The following is a 17,080-nucleotide window of genomic DNA, read 5'->3' as shown; positions in this document are numbered from 1 at the left end:
CAACTGGGATTTGATTTCCTTCAAAGCGGTAGACACATCGTCGACAGCGAAACGTATGTCTTGGCCCTTAATGGCCCTTCCGGGTTCGGAGCCAGTCAAAGTGGTGTGCGTTGCCTCTCGGAAGCCTTTCATGACTTTCAACAGAGCCTCACACCGCTCGTTCAATCGTCGCTCCAGCTCTTCAACTGTCCTGTTTGGATGAATTGCCATGAATGATCTCCTTGAAAATGAACGTGAAAATCTGCTCCAGCTTCTGGCAAAAGCCCAGCAGCGGCTAGACACCCTAAAGGAAACCGTAAAGACGGCCAATGGAGGCCTTGCGGGTATGGATATCCGTATCGCAATTGGCGACGCAATCACACCGTTGAATATCGCCTTCGATATTGCCGAGCCCATCTGAGCATGAGCACCTACAAGCTTGTCTGCCCTCACTGCCTCAGCCGCATGCGCATTCGCACCAGCGAAGGCACTCATATTTTCCTGCGGGTGGCCTACCTGCAGTGCACAAACGAGGCCTGTGGTTGGTCAGTACGCGCTGAATTCGAGATGACCCACGAGATGAGCCCCAGCGGCATGGCTAACCCATCTGTGCGCCTTCCAGTCGCCGACATCGCTCTACGCCGTGCGGCGATGAAGACCACCAACGATCAACCCGATCTGCTCGACCAAATGGAAATGGAGTGTGCGCCATGAATCACGAACACCTGCCCCATGACTACCGCAGCAGCATGCAACGTGCGGCATTTGCTTATCTGCAACGACATGAAGCGCAGTACTTGGTGGGCTCCGACAGGCTCTACGACAACTGCGTCCGACACCTGACGACTGCCCTGGAAGTGCCGGTGTTCATGGCTGAACAGCTGGTGCACAACGCCTGGACCGAGCTGCAGGTGGTCAAGCAGCGCAAATGGATTGGTATCGATTGGGGATCCAGTCCTGGCTGCAAGGTCGTGCATTTGATCGATACCCGAGCAGATCTGCGCTACCCAGTCCCAGCAAGGCTTCTGCCACAGACTCTGCTCACCCAGCGCGCCTCTGCGCACAAGCCGCACCCTCGATAACACCCTTTTAAAACACCCTGCCCTGCCCCGCTTCCTGTGGGTTTGGGTGAGCTTTGCCCGAAATTTGAGGTGGACCATGGAAGTCGACATCGCCATTACCGCAAAACTGCCCCGCGAACAGGCCGAAGCCCTGCTTCAAGCACTCCGGGCTGACTACAGCGCCCAGTTCAACGAGCACTGGTATGACGACCGCTTTCGCATGATCCCCGAAGGCCTCCGGCACGGTTCGCTGCTCGTGGCCTTTCCGGTCATGGCTGCGCAAAAACGCCTGATTGGCGCCCTGAAACATAGTCTCGACGAAGCGAAGTAAGCCACGATGGAAATGGAACATAGGCTGCGAGCCGAAGTCATCCAACGCATTGAGCGGGATTACCAGCTCAAACACATGCCCGGCACCAACTACATGCGCAAGGGTGTTTGCCCTGCGCCAAGTTGCGGCCAGAAGACCCTGTACACCTTCTACGACTCGCCCTGGACGTTGATTTGCGGACGACCAGAAAAGTGCGACCACCGCGTCCACGTAAAGGACATCTACGACGATCTGTTCAACGACTGGAGCAAGACCGCTCCGTCGACGCCAGACAACCCGCTCGCCACGGCGCGCGCCTATCTTGAGTTTGCGCGGGGCTTTAAGTTTGAGCTGATCGCCGGTTGGTTCACCCAGGAACACTACTGGGACAGTCGCCTCAACATCGGCAGTGCCACGGTGCGTTTTCCCCTGGAAAAAGGCGGCTACTGGGAGCGCCTGATCGATCGGCCCGAGCGATTCGGCAAGATGAAGGCGCGCTTCCGCCCCACCGGCGAGGGCCAGCCAGGTTACAAAGGCGTCTGGTGGTGCCCACCAAGCCTGGATCTGCTGGAAGTCGACGAGCTCTGGGTCAACGAAGGGATCTTTGACGCCATTGCCCTGGGCCACAACGACGTCTCGGCCGTGTCCATGATGTCCAGCGCCCCCTGCCCTATCGATTCCCTCAAGGCATTGGTCAAACTGCGCCGCGACGCTGACAAACCCCTGCCACGCCTGGTGTGGGCGCTCGATAACGAGCCAGTCGCCAAGGCCAATATGCGCCGCTGGGCTAAGGATGCGCGCGACCTGGGCTTCACCTGCAAGGCAGCAGTTATCCCCCAGCCCAATGGCAAAAAAGTCGATTGGAACGACCTGCACCTACGCTGGAAATCTATCGAGGGTGAGGACGAACGAGCCGAACGCATCCAGCAAGACCTGGAAGAGGCCCGTCACCAGGGCGACCTGCTGCTTGCCGATTCAGCTGAAGAAAAGGGCTTTCTGATCTACCTGCGCGACGAGCGTAAGGAATTCCACTTTTCGTTCCGCAAGCGCCTGTATTGGTTTCGGCTGGACCTTGAGCGCTACGACCGCGCCATGAACGACCTGGAGAGCTCAGAGCGTCATGAAGACCAGTTGCTCAGTGATGAACAGCGCCGCTACAAGGCCCTGCGCCAGTCAGGCTCAGTGACCAGCATCGCCAACTGCAACTTCCAAGCGCTGTACTACATGCGCAACGACCTGACCGATGAGGCCTGGTACTACTTCCGCATAGAGCGCCCGCAAGGGGCCGTCATCAAAAGCACCTTCACGGCCAAGCAGCTCACCTCGGCGCCTGAGTTCGCCAATCGCCTGCTCAACGTCTCCAACGGTGCAATGTTCGAGGGCAGCGCCCAACAGCTGAAACGGATTCTCGCGCCCCAGCTCGATTGCCTGAAAACCGTGAACACCATCGAATGGATCGGCTACAGCCGCGAGCACGGAGCCTACGTTTTCAACGACCTCGCCTTCTTCGGCGGGAAAATCCAGATGCGCAACAAGGAAGACTTTTTCGACCTTGGAAAACTGAGCATCAAGTCGCAGAGCCAGTCGCCGGTGCTGCACATCAATACCGACCTCAACACCTACAACGAAGGCTGGTTCGATATCTACTGGCGCTGCTTTGGCGTGCAGGGCTTGGTAGTGCTGGCCTGGTGGCTGGGCGCCTTGCACGCCGAGCAGATCCGCCAGATCCATAAATCACTGATGTTCCTGGAGCTGGTAGGGGAAGCCGGCTCGGGTAAAACCACCCTGGTGGAGCTGTTGTGGAAACTGGTCGGCCGTACCGACTACGAAGGTTTCGACCCATCCAAAGCGACTGCCGCCAGCCGTGCGCGCAACTTCTCGCAGGTCAGCAACCTGCCGGTAGTGCTGATTGAGTCGGAGCGTGAGCAAAAGGAAGGCCAGCCGGTGAAGCACTTCGACTGGGACGAACTGAAAACCGCCTACAACGGCCGCAGCGTTCGCTCTACCGGCGTCAAGAACAACGGCAACGACACACACGAACCGCCCTTTCGCGCCGCCCTGCTGATCGCTCAGAACAACCCGGTGAACGCCTCGGAGCCGATCCTGCAGCGACTCTGCCACGTCCACCTGACCCGGGAGCACCACACCCCGGAAACCAAGCAGTTCGCCGAGCAACTGGAACGCATGCCGATGGAGAGCATCAGCGGCTTCCTGATCAAGGCACTGCAATGCGAAGCCAACACCATGCGCCTGATGGAGGAAAACACCTCCGGCTACGAGCAGGAGCTGCTGGCCCAGCCCGGCGTTCGTACCGTACGTATCGCCAAGAACCATGCACAACTGCGCAGCCTGGTGGATGCATTGGCAGACGTGGTGCCCCTCGGCGAACACCGGAAGGCCCTCGCACACGCCGAGATCAACCGCATGGCCCTGGAGCGCCAGCAGGCCATCAACGCCGATCACCCGACCGTGCGCGAATTTTGGGACCTGTACGAATTCCTGAACGGCATGGATGAGAAAGGCGCGCTCAACCATGCGCGCAAGGACGGGTTAATCGCCGTGAACCTCAACGAATTCGTCGAGATGGCTGCCAACAAACGCCAGCAGGTGCCTGCGCTCAGCGATCTGAAGCGCCTGCTGAAGACGAGCAAGTCACCCAAGTTTCTGGAGTCGAACAAGGGCGTCAACTCAGCCCGGTTGCTGGACGCGTTCGACAAACCGAAAACCATTCGCTGCTGGGTATTCCAGCCCTGAACCCCACCACCGAAGCGCTGCAAAGCTTCGGCCCCCCCCCCCAAAGGAGAAGCACCATGCAAAACGAAAACGAACCGACCTTGAGTGACAGCGCGATCACGTTGACCTGCAGCGCCGCGACGCTGGCTGTCCTGATTGTCCTGGGTAACCTCGCACCGGACGTACTTCTGGCCATCGTCCGCTAACCCAACCGCCCAGGTGCTGCAACGCCTGGGCAACCCCAAAGGAGAAGCACCATGCATATCAAGGTCATCAAAGGCGCCAGGGAAACGGGAAAGACCCGCCAACTAAGGCAGATCGAGGAGCAGCGAAACGCGCAAGGAAAGCCCACCAGCATCATCCACGCGGATGCATACGCCCAAGAGGGCCTGCTTTCGATCATGGAAGTAAGGATTGAGCGCGGAGAACGCACATTGCTCGTGGATGACTGCACCCGCCAGCAAATCGACGAAGTATTGAAGTGGCAGACAGCTCACGACGAGAACGATGGTTTGAAGGACCTGGAAATTTTCCTGGTTCGCATCGCCGGCTGAATTGTTCCGAAAGAGTGGTGCCGAGGGACTGCAATCCCTCGACACCGACCACCCCAAAGGAGAAGCACCATGCAAGTGAATCAACCCCAAGGCGGCACCGCAAAGGCTACCACAACCCCACTCGCTGTCGGCGACAAGGTCAGCTACGTCGCAATCAGCGGCGGCGGCCGCAGCTACCGTTTCAGCGCGCGCAAAGGCGTTATCGTCGAGATCAACGGCAACGTCGCGACCTTGCGCGCAGCCAACGGCCGTCGCATTACCCACCCGCTCGACAAGCTGACACCAGACGGTCAACCGAACGCGCTCACCCGCATGTTGTGCGGAGAGCGCTGAACATGGCCGAACGCTCCCGCCCGGCGATGGCAAGCCATCGCCTGGACCTGCCGAGCCGCTGTGACATCTGCGGCAAAGCCAGATCCACCCGCACTCACCAACGCTGCAGCAAGGCCCGCCAACAGCGCAAAACAGCGGAGTGGGCAGCATTCATGGCCGAACAGGCCGCAGCCAAGCAGAACAAGCCTCGGCGCTTCGCGCGCTGAACTTGAAAACGGGCGTTCAACGGGGAGCTGCAACTCCCCATCGCCCCAAAGGAGAAGCACCATGCAAACCATCCAACCTGCGGCCACCGTGCCCCAAGCCAGCAACACAGCGCTTTACCGTGTGGAGGAAACGTTCGGGGGCAACAACGTCCTGCTCGAAGTTGACCTCAATAAGCTGACACCTGAGCGGGCTACCGAGCTCTGTAACTTCTGGAGCTGTTCAGGGGGTTACGTCGAATCCGAAAACGGGAACCCAGTCCGCGCAGCCGTGCGCCTTTTCGGCAGTTGGATCATCAGCGACATGAGCCAAGAAGGTGGAACCGACTTCAGCGCTGATTACGAGTCCCCAGATGGTGACCCGCATCCTGGGCTGATCTGGTCGGCTGATGTTCATGAGGCAGACGGCTGGGGCGGTACTGACGACAGTCCTTTTGGCTGGTGTGGCATCCGCTGCGTAGCGGCAGAAGTTGCGTCCATCAACTTCTACAGCGTCGAGTTGAAGGAGGTGCAGCATGCTTAATCGCATCTTCAAGCACTTTCACTTCTGCTGCGGCCTCGGCGGCGGCGCCAAGGGTTTCAACCAAGCCAGGTCGGTAGTCGGCAACATGCTGGGCACCTGGCAATGCATCGGGGGCGTCGACGTTGACCCGGTGGGCCTGCGCGACTTCGAACGCCTCGCCGGCGTCCCGGGCACCCAGCTGGACCTGTTCACCCGCGATCAATACGTTCGCTTCCACGGCAAGGAGCCACCACCAGGGTGGCGTGAGGCAACGGCAGAGGACATTCGACGGGCGGCCGGGTATCAGCGACCAGATGCGATATTCATTTCCAGCCCCTGCAAAGGTGCCTCGGGCCTGCTGTCCGAGAAAATGAGCCTCACCCCGAAATACCAGGCCCTGAACGAGTTGACGTTGCGTTGCATCTGGCTCATGGGCGAGGCCTGGCCAGATGATCCGGTGCCGCTGATCGTCTTCGAAAACGTGCCACGGCTCGCTACCCGCGGCCGGCACCTGCTGGACCAGATCAACAAGCTGCTGAGCCACTACGGCTATGCCTCGGCTGAAACCACCCACGACTGCGGCGTCATCGGAGGCCTGGCCCAGAGTCGCAAGCGGTTCCTGCTGGTGGCCCGCCACATCGAGAAGGTGCCGCCCTTCCTGTATGAGCCTGAGAAAAAGACGCTCAAGTCAGTGGGATCGATCCTCGGCCGCATGCCGATGGCCGGCGATATCGAGGCCGCGGGCCCCATGCACCGCGTGCCGTCACTGCACTGGAAAACCTGGGTGCGCCTGGCACTGGTCCAGGCCGGCAAGGATTGGCGCAGCCTGAATGACCTGGCCATCGAGGACGGGTATCTGCGCGACTTCGTGATAGTGCCCGAGGCTTACGGCGGCTATCTGGGGGTCAACCGGTGGGACGACTCAATGGGCGTTGTCGCCGGCCGGAGCCGGCCAACCAACGGCGCGTTCTCCATGGCAGATCCACGGGCAAGGAACGGCGCGCTGCAATACCAGCAGTACGGCGTGCGGCGCTGGGATGAAACCAGCGGTGCGGTGATTGGCGTCAAGTCACCCGGGCAAGGGACGTTCAGCGTTGCTGACCCGCGTCAGCCGGAAGGTAGCTTTGGCAAGTACCTGGTAACACCGTGGGAGCGCCCCAGCACCACAGTAATCGCTGGCAGCACCACCGGCCAGAGCGCTTTCGCCGTGCAAGATCCTCGCTACGTCAACTGGCACGCCGACGCAAGCACCAGAAAGCTTGGGGTTTGCCCTTGGGACAAGACGGCTGGAACTGTTACTGGTTCGCAACAGGTGGCCAGCGGGGCACTGTCGATCGCTGACCCTCGCCCGGGAATGAAGCGCGACAAAGGCGACGCCTACTTCGCCGGTGGCCATTACGGGGTTGTCGACTGGAGCGGCCAGGCCGGAGCTGTTTCGGCGAGTGCCCGCCAGGACAACGGCCGTTGGTCCGTCGCCGACCCACGCATGCCGGAGCCCAATGAAAAGCTCGCCTGTGTCATCGAAAGCCTCGACGGCACCTGGCACCGCCCCTTCACCACCCTGGAGCTGGCCGCCCTGCAGAGTCTGGTCGAGCCCGAGGAATGGCTTGAGCTGGACGGCCTGAGCGACCAGGCCTGGCGGGAACGGATCGGCAACGCAGTTCCACCAGCAGCAGCCGAAGCGATCGCCCAGGTAATGGGCACCACGCTCCTCCTGGCCGAGGCCGGTGAAACGTTCATGCTCAACAGCATGCCGGTCTGGGTTCAGCCCGTAGCGATCGCGCTGAGCGTTGCGCAGCAGGAGGCTCCATGAACGTATTCCTTTTGCTGTACCTGTGCACCAGTGCCGCCCGCACGGATTGTCAGGTGACCCCGGTTCAACGCTGGATTGGGCCTGACTCATATCAGCAGTGCAGCACCACCGCCCGACAACTCACGGCGGACCTCACCGATAGGAACCGCAAAAGACTCTATTTCGTTTGCGATATCCAGCCAGCCGGCGACATCGATGCTGCCCAGCAGTTACAACCGCAACTGAACCATCAATCGTTTCGGATGTGATGGGGGGACTCCATGAGCAACAACAAATCCTTCCCTTGGAACCTAGACCTGACCGGCATCTGCGACCAGTGCGGAAAATCCCGCGCCCACGGCAACCACCAGAAGTGCAGCAAAGCACGTCAGATCCTCAATGCACGACGACGGGCCGAGGAAGCTCGTTCCGGGGTTGCTCCCGCACCTAGAAAAAGTGCCGGCCTGTTCTGGTTACTTCGCCAACAGTGATCGGCAACACTAAACCCAGAACGCAAAGGCCCGGCAACGGGCCTTTTTTCTTTCAGCATGCTGGATCTTTCAATACATCGCGTGGGGACGCATATGGCAGATGGCATAGAGGCCCGTGGCAATTCGGTACGGGTCTATTTCCGTTTCAATGGCGAGCTTTGCCGGGAGCTGGTGCCCGGCGGCAACACACCGGCCAACCGCGAGCATGCAAAGCGCCTGGTCACGGTGATCGAGTACGAGATCCAGGCCGGTACCTTCGATTACCGCCGGCATTTTCCCGAGTCGACCAAGCTCGCTGAGAACAGCTTCGGGCATTACCTGAACTTGTGGCTGACGATCAAGAGCAACAGCGTGGCAGCGACCTCTTTCCGAGGGTACAAGAACAAGGCAGAGGTCCATGTGCGACCACGCTGGGGTGACATTCAGATCGATCAGATTGACCACCTGGACCTGCAGGAGTGGATTCAAGGGCCACTGTCAAAGCGACTGAAGAACAAGACCATTCGCGACATCATCAGCAACGTGCGCCAGGTGTTCCGGCTCTACCGCACCCGGAAGAAAGTCGCGCATGACCCCACAGAGGGGCTATTCGTGCGCCTTCCCGATCCAGAAGCGCCCGATCCGTTCACCAGAGCGGAAATCAAGCAGATCCTGGAGACACCCACCAACCGCACCCAGGAACTGCTGATGGTGCAATTCATGATTTGGGCAGGCCCGCGTGTGTCAGAGACCATTGCGCTGGCCTGGGAGGACGTCGATCTGAAACAGGGGACAGTGACTTTCCGCCGGTCCAAGGTGCGCGGAGCCTACCGCGTGACGAAAACCCGGCGCTCGACGCGCAAGGTGCGCTTGCTGGAGCCGGCGTGGGATGCCCTGCGCAAGCTTGACGCCATCAACCAGCTCAAGACCGTGGACACCATCGATGTTGTGGAGCGGGACAACAAGACAGTCCGCAAGCACAAGCTGCACTTCGTGTTCCTGAACACCAAGAGCGGCCTGCCGCACGTCAGCGACTTTGTCGTAAGGGACAGGTTCTTCAAAGCCCACTTGAAAGCGGCTGGCGTCCGCTATCGCGGTCCAGGCCAGTGCCGCCACACGTACGCCAGTCAGTTGCTGACCACCGGTGTGGCATCGGTCGACTGGATCGCGGAGCAGATGGGCCACACCAGCGCAAACATGATCCGGCAGCACTACGGCATGTGGATCAACGAGGACGGCCCGGACGTCATCGGCATGCTTCAACACGCCCTGGGCTTGCAGCCATCAGGTGGTGACGAGATCCCGTAAACCGGGGCTAGGACGCGGGCAATCCAGCAGCCTGTGTTCCCATGGATGTTCCCATATGGGCCTTTTTTGCCCCCTTTAAAACACAAAACCCCTGAAAACTTTAACGTTTTCAGGGGTTTAGTCGTTTCAAATTTGGCGGTGAAGGAGAGATTCGAACTCTCGATACAGTTTCCTGTATACACACTTTCCAGGCGTGCTCCTTAAGCCACTCGGACACTTCACCGTATCTCTTCAAACCGATTCAGTCTGTCGAGGCGCGCTAATGTAGTCGATAGCTTTTCAGATGGCAAACTTTTTTTTCAGAATTTTCATGCGCTTAAGGCCGATCCCTCCTTGAAGGGGTTCGCCCCCCATCGACGACAAGGCAAACCGGCCATTCTCCAGCCTCGCCCACAGCTATATAGAAGAAACCACCCGTTACCCGCAGCGCCATGCAGGCCGATGTCGGGCCACAAGCCTGACTCACCAGTCAGTCATGGCGCTTTACCAGATCTGTCGTGGTGGGTAACTTCTGCTGCACTTCAATACAAGGAATTGCGTCATGAGTGAGTTGATTTCCTACCATCTCGAAGACGGTATCGCGACCCTGACCTTGAGCAATGGCAAGGTCAATGCCATCTCCCCGGACGTGATTGCCGCTTTCAATGCCGCGCTTGATCAAGCAACGGCCGATCGCGCAGTGGTGATCATCACCGGTCAGCCGGGGATTCTTTCCGGCGGTTACGACCTCAAGGTGATGACCGCCGGCCCTAAAGAAGCGGTGGCGCTGGTGACCCTGGGTTCGACCCTGGCTCGCCGCCTGCTGTCCCACCCCTTCCCGGTGATCGTGGCCTGCCCCGGTCACGCTGTGGCCAAGGGCGCCTTCCTGTTGCTGTCGGCGGACTACCGTATCGGGGTCGACGGGCCGTTCAGTATCGGCCTCAATGAAGTACAGATCGGCATGACCATGCACCACGCAGGCATCGAACTGGCCCGTGACCGTCTGCGGCGCTCGGCCTTCCATCGCTCGGTGATCAATGGCGAGATGTTCGATCCTCAGAGCGCTGTGGATGCCGGCTTCCTCGACAAAGTGGTGAGCGCCGAGGAACTGCAAGGCGCGGCCCTGGCTGCCGCCCGGCAACTGAAGAAGATCAACATGCTGGCCCACAAGAACACCAAGCTGAAAGTGCGCAAGGCTTTGCTGGAGACGTTGGACAACGCCATCATCCAGGATCAGGAACACCTGAGCTAAAACACCCGCTGCCTCTGAACCAGCCCGACCTTCGTGTCGGGCTTTTTGCATTCGGCTGAACAACCAGCACCAACCGCTCTAGACCGCTGCTGGCCATCACAATCGGAAACATGCCCTTAAACATCGCCCATCTCCCGGCTGAGAACGGTAATTGCCGAAAACAGTGCACATCCGTACACTGCGCCACCTTTTGTCCCCGGTGGGCCGTTTAGATGCTGTATCTGTTTCGTATGTCGTTGATGGGCCTGCACTTTATCCTGGCCGGCAGCCTGGGCCTGCTGTTGGGGCTGTGCCGCCCGTTCAACCCGGACAACAGCCGCCTGTGCGCCCGCTTCTACGCCTGGCCGGCAATGTGCATTCTGCGCCTGCGGGTCAAAGCCGAAGTCGGGCCACTGATGGACAAACCCGAGAGCTGCGTGATCATCGCCAACCACCAATCCAACTACGACCTGTTCGTGTTCGGCAACGTGGTACCACGGCGCACCGTGTGCATCGGTAAGAAAAGCCTGAAATGGGTGCCTCTGTTCGGTCAGCTGTTCTGGTTGGCGGGCAACGTACTAATCGATCGCGGCAACCCGCACAAGGCCCGACGCTCGATGCTCACCACCACCCACACCCTGCAGCACAAGGACACCTCGATCTGGGTCTTCCCGGAGGGCACACGCAACTTCGGCGAAGAACTGCTGCCCTTCAAGAAAGGCGCCTTCCAGATGGCCATCGCCGCCGGCGTGCCGATCGTGCCGGTGTGCGTCAGCAGTTACATCAAGCACATGCGCCTGAACCGCTGGAACAGTGGCAAGATCCTTATCCGTTCGCTGCCGGCTATCCCTACGGCAGGGTTGACCATGGAGGACATGCCAATGCTGATTGCCCAGTGCCGCGAGCAGATGCGCGAGTGCATCGCCAATATGGATCGCCAACTGCAAGCGGCCTGAAGCTGCCGCCCCATCAGTGACGCCGCCAAGCCCGCCTCGCGCGGGCTTTTATTTGTCGCCGAACTCAAGCTCCGCCAGTGACTCTGATGCTGCATTGCAGGCTAAGCTGCTGATCTGTCATCGCCACCATTGATAAGAAGAAGTGAACCGCAACCATGGGTAGAGTTGTTGCTGCCGCCGTATATAGCGGCGGGAAGAAAGTCGCTGATATCAGCCTCGACGAAGGGGCTGCCTGGGCCGCGAAACCCGGCCACTTCGTCTGGATCGGCCTGGAAGAACCCAATGCCCACGAGCTGGCCAATCTGCAACGCCAGTTCAACCTGCACGAACTGGCCATTGAGGACGCCCTGGAGAAACACAGTCGGCCCAAGCTGGAAACCTTCGGCGACGCGCTGTTCATCGTCACCTACTCACCGGTACGAACCGACGGCAAGCTGGAGTTCATCGAGACCCACATCTTTGCCGGCAACGGCTACATCATCACCGCCCGCAACGGCCACTCGGCGTCCTACGGCTATGTCCGCCAGCGCTGTGAGGCGCGCCCGCTGCTGCTGGAGCACGGCGAAGACTTCGTCCTCTATGCCTTGCTGGATTTCGTCACCGAGAACTACCAGCCAGTCAGCGAGGCCATCCACGGGGAAATCGACGAGCTGGAACGCAACGTGCTGTGCAATTCACTGAACGAGCGGGATATCCAGAACCTTCACGGCCTGCGCCGCGACGTGCTGCGCCTGCGCCGGTATGTGGCGCCCATGGTGGAGATCAGCGAGGAGCTGCAGAAACTCAGCTTTCCGTTCATCGACAAGAACATGCGCCCGTACTTCCGTGATGTGCAGATTCATGTCACTCGGCAAATGGAAGACCTGTCGACCCTGCGCGACATCGCCAGCCAGACCATCGAGATCGGCGTACTGCTGGAGGCTTCTCGGCAAAGCATCGTGCAACGCAAGTTCGCCGCCTGGGCAGCGATCCTGGCGTTTCCAACAGCGGTAGCAGGGATCTACGGGATGAACTTCCAGAACATGCCGGAGCTGAGCTGGCACTACGGCTACTTCGGGGTATTGGGCTTCATCAGTGTGGGCTGTGTCGGTCTCTGGGCCAGCTTCAAGCGTTCAGGCTGGCTCTGAAGAGACAATGGCCCTGCCCTCGCGGCAGGGCCACAGTCGCACTCAGGCGGCTTCCGGCTTGTGAGCGACAAAGCGCATCATCCACTCCGCAACGGTGGTGCCGTGATGATCATGCTCAAGGCTGGCCAGACCTTTCTGGTAGACCTGCTCACCGAGAAACTCCTGGCGCAGATCCAGCAGGGCCCGGGAATAATCGTGAATGAACTCAGGATGCCCCTGGAAGCACAGCACCTGGTCGTTGATGTGGTAGGCCGCGAACGGGCAGAAATCGCTGGAGGCGATCACCGTGGCATTTTCCGGTAACGCGGTGACCTGGTCCTGGTGGCTGATCAACAGGGTCAGTTCCTCCACCACCGGGCTCATCCACGGCGCCTTGGCCGCCAGCTTGTAGTTGTGGGTTCCCACACCCCAGCCCTGACTCGCCCGCTCGCTCTTGCCCCCCAGGAGCAACGCCAGCAACTGATGACCAAAGCAGATGCCCAACAGCTTGTCGCCGCGCTCGTAGCGACCCAGCAGGTAGGTCCTGAGGGTTTCAATCCAGGGATCGGTACCGAAGGAATCGGCCTTGCTGCCCGTCACCAGATAGGCATCGAACTCCAGCTCATCGCCGGGATACTCGCCCTGGACCACGTTGTAGACACTGAATTGGGCGGCGATGGGCTGCTGGGAAAACAGACGCTGGAACATCTGCCCGTAACCCTGATATTGATCGACCAGTTCGGGACGCAGGATATCGGTTTCAAGAATGCAGATGCGTAGCGACATAAAAAATTCCTGACAAGGCGATGGCAATAATGAACACCCCAGAGCCTGCCTTGAAATACCACGGCAAGGCAAGTCCCGGGGATGTCATTTACTGCCCGCTTATGTCAGAACAACTGGCCCTGGCGCGCCTTTTCCAGGAGCAGCGTCGGCGGGGTGAAACGCTCGCCGTACTGCTCCGCCAGGTATTGCGCGCGAGCGACAAAATCCTGCACCCCGTACTGATTGATGAACTGCAGGGCGCCACCGCTCCAGGCCGCAAAACCGATACCGAAGATCGAGCCGATATTGGCGTCAGCGGTGGACTGCAAGACGCCCTCCTCCACACAGCGCACGGTTTCGATGGCCTGGATGAACAGCAGGCGGTCGCGCACATCCTGGGGCGAGATCTGCCCGTCGGCCTTGTAGAAGCGCGTGCGCAATTGCGGCCACAGGTGCTTCTGACCGCCGGCCGGGTAGTCGTAGAAACCGCCACCGGCAGCCTTGCCCGCTCGCTTGTATTCGTTGAGCAGCAAATCGATCACGGCAAATGCCGGATGCTCGATGGCAGGCCGGCCTTCGGCCTGCAAATCCTTGGCGGTCTGCAGGCGAATGTGGCTCATCAGGCTAAGGGAAACCTCATCGGAAATTGCCAGCGGCCCGATGGGCATCCCGGCCTTGCGCGCCTCGGCTTCGATCATCGGCGCCGCAATGCCTTCGCCCAGCATGGCGATACCTTCGTTGGTGAACGTGCCGAACACCCGGGAGGTGAAGAAGCCACGACTGTCATTGACCACGATCGGGGTCTTCTTGATCTGCAGGACGAAGTCGAAACCTCGAGCCAGGGTTTCGTCACTGGTCTTCGCCCCTTTGATGATTTCCACCAGGGGCATTTTCTCCACCGGGCTGAAGAAATGCAGGCCGATGAACTTGTCCGGATTGGGTACTGCGGTGGCCAGTCCGGTAATGGGCAAGGTGGAGGTATTGGAAGCAATCACGGCGTCCGCGCCGACCACCTGCTGGGCAGCCCTGGACACCTTGGCCTTGAGTTCTCGATCCTCGAACACGGCTTCGATGATCAGGTCGCAGCCGGCCAGGTCGGCCTCTTCGGCCGTGGTGAGAATCCGGGCCAAGGTCGCCTCCCGCTGCTCGTTGCTCAGTTGTCCGCGAGCGACTTTTTTCTCCAGTAGCGCTGCCGAGTGGGCCTTGCCCTTCTCCGCCGCTTCGCGACTGATGTCCTTGAGCACCACCTCGATGCCCGCCACGGCACTGACGTAGGCAATCCCCGCGCCCATCATCCCGGCACCGAGCACCCCGAGTTTTTTCGTGGTCTGCGGCGCTATGCCTTGAGGACGTGAACCGCCGGCATTGATCTCGTTGAGCTGGAACCAGAAGGTACCGATCATGTTCTTCGCCACCTGGCCGGTGGTCAGCTCGGTGAAGTAGCGTGTCTCGATCAGTTGTGCGGTGTCGAAGTCCACCTGGGCGCCTTCGACGGCGGCGCAGAGGATCTTCTCCGGTGCCGGGAAGCAGCCCTGGGTCTTGTTCCGCAGGATCGACGGGGCAATGGCCAGCATTTGCGCCACTTTTGGGTTCGCCGGCGTGCCTCCGGGAATCTGATGGCCGCGCACATCCCAAGATTGCCTGGCCGCCGGATTGGCCTGAATCCAGGCCCGGGCCTTGGCCAGCAGGTCGTCGCGGTCTGTCGCCAGTTCGTCGATCAGGCCGGCCTGCAGCGCCTGCTGCGGACGCACTTTCTTGCCCTCCAGCAGATAAGGCAAGGCCTTCTCCAGCCCCAGCATGCGCACCATGCGCACCACACCACCGCCACCGGGCAGCAGGCCCAGGGTCACTTCCGGCAGACCGATCTGCACCGAGTTGTCGTCCAGTGCAATTCGGCGATGGCAGGCCAGACAGATCTCCCAGCCACCGCCCAGGGCGGCACCGTTGATCGCGGCGACCACAGGCTTGCCCAGGGTTTCCAGGGCACGCAACTGGCCTTTGAGGGTCAGCACCATGTCGTAAAAGTCCTTGGCCTGCGCCTTGCCGACCTTGATCAGCTCATTGAGGTCACCACCGGCAAAGAAGGTCTTTTTCGCCGAGGTAATGATCACCCCGGCAATGGCATCCTGCTCGGCCTGCAGGCGGGCCACGGCAGCGGCCATGGCATCGCGGTACACCGCGTTCATGGTGTTGGCGCTCTGGCCCGGCATATCGATGGTCAGGACAACGATCTGGTCCTGGCCCTTTTCGTAACGGATGGCATCGGTCATGAAGGAAATTCCTTGAAGTCGGGGCTCAGAGGCGTTCGATGATGGTGGCGATACCCATACCGCCGCCGACACACAGGGTGGCCAGGCCATAGCGCAGGCGCCGGACTTCCAGTTCGTCGAGCAAGGTGCCGAGAATTGCGCAACCGGTGGCGCCCAGTGGATGACCCATGGCGATGGAGCCGCCGTTGACGTTGACCTTGGCCGGATCGATGGCCATGTCCTTGATGAACTTGAGTACGACCGAGGCAAAAGCTTCGTTGACCTCGAACAGGTCGATGTCCTCGACTCGTAGCCCAGCCTTGGCCAGGGCCTTGCGAGTGGCCGGCGCCGGACCGGTCAGCATGATGGTGGGATCGGTGCTGGTCACCGCAGTGGCAACGATCCGCGCCCGGGGCTTGAGACCCAGCTCACGCCCTTTGGCTTGCGAGCCGATGAGCATCAGCGCCGAACCGTCGACGATCCCTGAACTGTTGCCCGGGGTGTGCACATGGTTGATACGTTCCACATGGCTGTAGACCCGCAGCGCAGTGGCGTCGAAACCCATCTGCCCCATCATCTCGAAACTCGGCTTGAGACTACCCAGGCCTTCCAGGGTCGAATCGGCACGAATGAACTCGTCATGCTCCAGCAGCACGATGCCGTTCTGGTCCTGAACTGGCACCAGGGACTTGCTGAAGGCACCGCTGGAGCGCGCACGAGCGGCCTTCTGCTGGGATTGCAGGGCGAACCGGTCGACGTCCTCGCGGGAGAAACCTTCCAGGGTCGCAATCAGGTCGGCACCTATCCCCTGGGGCGTGAAATGACTGTGCATATTGGTCTCGGGGTCCAGTACCCAGGCGCCGCCGTCGCTGCCCATGGGGACCCGCGACATGGACTCAACGCCACCGACCACCACCAGTTCCTCGAAGCCCGAGAGCACCTTCATCGCGCCCAGGTTGACCGCTTCCAGCCCCGAGGCGCAGAAGCGATTGATCTGTACCCCCGCCACGCTCACATCCCAGTCCGCTGCCTGGACGGCGGTCTTGGCGATGTCGGCCCCTTGATCGCCGATGGGGGTCACGCAGCCCAGAACCACATCATCCACCTGGCTGGTGTCCAGCTCGCAACGTTGTTGCAGGGCCCTCAACAGGCCGGCTACCAGATTCACCGGTTTCACACTGTGCAAGGCGCCATCAGCCTTGCCTTTGCCACGGGGCGTGCGTAACGCATCGAATATCAAAGCTTGGGTCATGACGTCCTCGAACCGCTATCCAGGGGAAAATGTCGAGCTCCCACCTTAGGCGCGGCAGCGGCGGATTCAATGACCGATGCGCTCAGCCGCCTTGACGGTGACGCTCAGACGAACGGTAGGCAGCTAAGCGACCCCGCGATCAAGGGTCGCGAGCTGTCTAGCCAAAGGGCGGCCACCCGGTATCCGGGCGGATTTATAGCTTTTTAAGGGAATGCAGCTATAACTTCATACGAATTGGATCTAAGCCAGAGGATTCAAGGCCCCTAAGGTAGAAACTGTAGGAAGTCCCAGACGGAT

20 protein-coding genes and 1 tRNA gene are annotated in these 17,080 nt (G+C 60.2%); 17 read left to right on the top strand and 4 right to left on the bottom strand.

The window, feature by feature from the left end:
- Positions 1-208 precede the first annotated feature (208 nt).
- The 14 genes from ACSSVC_RS13270 (at position 209) to ACSSVC_RS13205 (ending at position 9,245) form a co-directional block, all read left to right on the top strand.
- A complete protein-coding gene (locus ACSSVC_RS13270; RefSeq protein WP_401021678.1) occupies positions 209-400 on the top strand; it encodes a hypothetical protein in 192 nt (63 codons plus the stop codon).
- A gap of 2 nt (positions 401-402) precedes the next feature.
- Positions 403-693, top strand: a complete 291-nt coding sequence (locus ACSSVC_RS13265) for an Ogr/Delta-like zinc finger protein (RefSeq protein ID WP_492612362.1) — start codon at positions 403-405, stop codon at positions 691-693.
- Positions 690-1,061: a hypothetical protein gene (locus ACSSVC_RS13260; RefSeq protein ID WP_492612361.1), complete on the top strand. Its 372-nt coding sequence runs from the start codon at positions 690-692 to the stop codon at positions 1,059-1,061. Before ACSSVC_RS13265 ends, ACSSVC_RS13260 begins: the two co-directional genes overlap by 4 nt.
- Before the next feature lie 76 nt (positions 1,062-1,137).
- A complete protein-coding gene (locus ACSSVC_RS13255; protein ID WP_492612360.1) occupies positions 1,138-1,371 on the top strand; it encodes a hypothetical protein in 234 nt (77 codons plus the stop codon).
- Between the two features lie 12 nt (positions 1,372-1,383).
- Positions 1,384-4,104, top strand: coding sequence for a bifunctional DNA primase/helicase (locus tag ACSSVC_RS13250; RefSeq protein ID WP_492612359.1), 2,721 nt, complete (start codon positions 1,384-1,386; stop codon positions 4,102-4,104).
- A gap of 56 nt (positions 4,105-4,160) precedes the next feature.
- A complete protein-coding gene (locus ACSSVC_RS13245) occupies positions 4,161-4,289 on the top strand; it encodes a hypothetical protein (RefSeq protein ID WP_492612358.1) in 129 nt (42 codons plus the stop codon).
- Between the two features lie 51 nt (positions 4,290-4,340).
- Complete coding sequence (locus ACSSVC_RS13240; protein WP_053149910.1) at positions 4,341-4,637, top strand: hypothetical protein; 297 nt, start codon at positions 4,341-4,343, stop codon at positions 4,635-4,637.
- 69 nt (positions 4,638-4,706) lie between these two features.
- Positions 4,707-4,970, top strand: a complete 264-nt coding sequence (locus ACSSVC_RS13235) for a hypothetical protein (RefSeq protein ID WP_492612357.1) — start codon at positions 4,707-4,709, stop codon at positions 4,968-4,970.
- A 2-nt stretch (positions 4,971-4,972) separates the two neighbouring features.
- Positions 4,973-5,176, top strand: a complete 204-nt coding sequence (locus ACSSVC_RS13230; RefSeq protein ID WP_053149906.1) for a hypothetical protein — start codon at positions 4,973-4,975, stop codon at positions 5,174-5,176.
- A 61-nt stretch (positions 5,177-5,237) separates the two neighbouring features.
- The gene (locus ACSSVC_RS13225; protein ID WP_492612356.1) at positions 5,238-5,696 is read left to right on the top strand and encodes a DUF2528 family protein; all 459 of its coding nucleotides are present in this window, start codon (positions 5,238-5,240) and stop codon (positions 5,694-5,696) included.
- On the top strand, positions 5,689-7,488 hold the full coding sequence (locus tag ACSSVC_RS13220) for a DNA cytosine methyltransferase (protein ID WP_492612355.1): 1,800 nt from the start codon (positions 5,689-5,691) through the stop codon (positions 7,486-7,488). Before ACSSVC_RS13225 ends, ACSSVC_RS13220 begins: the two co-directional genes overlap by 8 nt.
- Complete coding sequence (locus tag ACSSVC_RS13215) at positions 7,485-7,736, top strand: hypothetical protein (protein WP_492612354.1); 252 nt, start codon at positions 7,485-7,487, stop codon at positions 7,734-7,736. The genes ACSSVC_RS13220 and ACSSVC_RS13215 overlap by 4 nt, the downstream gene beginning before the upstream one ends.
- Positions 7,737-7,748: 12 nt before the next feature.
- A complete protein-coding gene (locus ACSSVC_RS13210; RefSeq protein WP_155499908.1) occupies positions 7,749-7,958 on the top strand; it encodes a hypothetical protein in 210 nt (69 codons plus the stop codon).
- A 93-nt stretch (positions 7,959-8,051) separates the two neighbouring features.
- Positions 8,052-9,245, top strand: a complete 1,194-nt coding sequence (locus tag ACSSVC_RS13205; protein WP_492612353.1) for an Arm DNA-binding domain-containing protein — start codon at positions 8,052-8,054, stop codon at positions 9,243-9,245.
- A gap of 133 nt (positions 9,246-9,378) precedes the next feature.
- On the opposite strand, the gene ACSSVC_RS13200 is transcribed toward ACSSVC_RS13205, so the two are convergent.
- A tRNA-Ser gene (locus ACSSVC_RS13200) sits at positions 9,379-9,468 on the bottom strand.
- Between the two features lie 318 nt (positions 9,469-9,786).
- Between ACSSVC_RS13200 and ACSSVC_RS13195 the strand changes: the two genes are divergently transcribed.
- The 3 genes from ACSSVC_RS13195 to ACSSVC_RS13185 all read left to right on the top strand — a co-directional run bounded on the left by ACSSVC_RS13195 (position 9,787) and on the right by ACSSVC_RS13185 (position 12,538).
- Positions 9,787-10,476 carry a crotonase/enoyl-CoA hydratase family protein gene (locus ACSSVC_RS13195; RefSeq protein ID WP_123725772.1) on the top strand — a complete coding sequence of 230 codons (690 nt, stop codon included), beginning with the start codon at positions 9,787-9,789 and terminating at the stop codon, positions 10,474-10,476.
- Between the two features lie 212 nt (positions 10,477-10,688).
- Positions 10,689-11,411: a lysophospholipid acyltransferase family protein gene (locus ACSSVC_RS13190; RefSeq protein ID WP_346631864.1), complete on the top strand. Its 723-nt coding sequence runs from the start codon at positions 10,689-10,691 to the stop codon at positions 11,409-11,411.
- Between the two features lie 155 nt (positions 11,412-11,566).
- A complete protein-coding gene (locus tag ACSSVC_RS13185; protein WP_346631865.1) occupies positions 11,567-12,538 on the top strand; it encodes a magnesium and cobalt transport protein CorA in 972 nt (323 codons plus the stop codon).
- A 42-nt stretch (positions 12,539-12,580) separates the two neighbouring features.
- Here the strand turns inward: ACSSVC_RS13185 and ACSSVC_RS13180 are convergent, their stop codons facing one another.
- The 3 genes from ACSSVC_RS13180 to ACSSVC_RS13170 all read right to left on the bottom strand — a co-directional run bounded on the left by ACSSVC_RS13180 (position 12,581) and on the right by ACSSVC_RS13170 (position 16,783).
- On the bottom strand, positions 12,581-13,303 hold the full coding sequence (locus ACSSVC_RS13180) for an amidotransferase (RefSeq protein WP_123725770.1): 723 nt from the start codon (positions 13,301-13,303) through the stop codon (positions 12,581-12,583).
- A 104-nt stretch (positions 13,304-13,407) separates the two neighbouring features.
- Entirely contained in the window at positions 13,408-15,552 is a 2,145-nt protein-coding gene (locus ACSSVC_RS13175; protein WP_346631866.1) for a 3-hydroxyacyl-CoA dehydrogenase NAD-binding domain-containing protein, read from the bottom strand.
- A 25-nt stretch (positions 15,553-15,577) separates the two neighbouring features.
- Complete coding sequence (locus tag ACSSVC_RS13170; protein ID WP_346631867.1) at positions 15,578-16,783, bottom strand: acetyl-CoA C-acetyltransferase; 1,206 nt, start codon at positions 16,781-16,783, stop codon at positions 15,578-15,580.
- Positions 16,784-17,080 lie beyond the last annotated feature (297 nt).

The organism is Pseudomonas sp. E1BtOHC1, from assembly GCF_058744285.1.
This window is presented reverse-complemented; position numbering and strand designations above follow the sequence as displayed.

Coding starts and splice junctions, on each gene's coding strand:
- ACSSVC_RS13270 (WP_401021678.1), top strand. CDS start 209: ATGAATGATCTCCTTGAAAATGAACGTGAAAATCTGCTCCAGCTTCTG.
- ACSSVC_RS13265 (WP_492612362.1), top strand. CDS start 403: ATGAGCACCTACAAGCTTGTCTGCCCTCACTGCCTCAGCCGCATGCGC.
- ACSSVC_RS13260 (WP_492612361.1), top strand. CDS start 690: ATGAATCACGAACACCTGCCCCATGACTACCGCAGCAGCATGCAACGT.
- ACSSVC_RS13255 (WP_492612360.1), top strand. CDS start 1,138: ATGGAAGTCGACATCGCCATTACCGCAAAACTGCCCCGCGAACAGGCC.
- ACSSVC_RS13250 (WP_492612359.1), top strand. CDS start 1,384: ATGGAACATAGGCTGCGAGCCGAAGTCATCCAACGCATTGAGCGGGAT.
- ACSSVC_RS13245 (WP_492612358.1), top strand. CDS start 4,161: ATGCAAAACGAAAACGAACCGACCTTGAGTGACAGCGCGATCACGTTG.
- ACSSVC_RS13240 (WP_053149910.1), top strand. CDS start 4,341: ATGCATATCAAGGTCATCAAAGGCGCCAGGGAAACGGGAAAGACCCGC.
- ACSSVC_RS13235 (WP_492612357.1), top strand. CDS start 4,707: ATGCAAGTGAATCAACCCCAAGGCGGCACCGCAAAGGCTACCACAACC.
- ACSSVC_RS13230 (WP_053149906.1), top strand. CDS start 4,973: ATGGCCGAACGCTCCCGCCCGGCGATGGCAAGCCATCGCCTGGACCTG.
- ACSSVC_RS13225 (WP_492612356.1), top strand. CDS start 5,238: ATGCAAACCATCCAACCTGCGGCCACCGTGCCCCAAGCCAGCAACACA.
- ACSSVC_RS13220 (WP_492612355.1), top strand. CDS start 5,689: ATGCTTAATCGCATCTTCAAGCACTTTCACTTCTGCTGCGGCCTCGGC.
- ACSSVC_RS13215 (WP_492612354.1), top strand. CDS start 7,485: ATGAACGTATTCCTTTTGCTGTACCTGTGCACCAGTGCCGCCCGCACG.
- ACSSVC_RS13210 (WP_155499908.1), top strand. CDS start 7,749: ATGAGCAACAACAAATCCTTCCCTTGGAACCTAGACCTGACCGGCATC.
- ACSSVC_RS13205 (WP_492612353.1), top strand. CDS start 8,052: ATGGCAGATGGCATAGAGGCCCGTGGCAATTCGGTACGGGTCTATTTC.
- ACSSVC_RS13195 (WP_123725772.1), top strand. CDS start 9,787: ATGAGTGAGTTGATTTCCTACCATCTCGAAGACGGTATCGCGACCCTG.
- ACSSVC_RS13190 (WP_346631864.1), top strand. CDS start 10,689: ATGCTGTATCTGTTTCGTATGTCGTTGATGGGCCTGCACTTTATCCTG.
- ACSSVC_RS13185 (WP_346631865.1), top strand. CDS start 11,567: ATGGGTAGAGTTGTTGCTGCCGCCGTATATAGCGGCGGGAAGAAAGTC.
- ACSSVC_RS13180 (WP_123725770.1), bottom strand. CDS start 13,303: ATGTCGCTACGCATCTGCATTCTTGAAACCGATATCCTGCGTCCCGAA.
- ACSSVC_RS13175 (WP_346631866.1), bottom strand. CDS start 15,552: ATGACCGATGCCATCCGTTACGAAAAGGGCCAGGACCAGATCGTTGTC.
- ACSSVC_RS13170 (WP_346631867.1), bottom strand. CDS start 16,783: ATGACCCAAGCTTTGATATTCGATGCGTTACGCACGCCCCGTGGCAAA.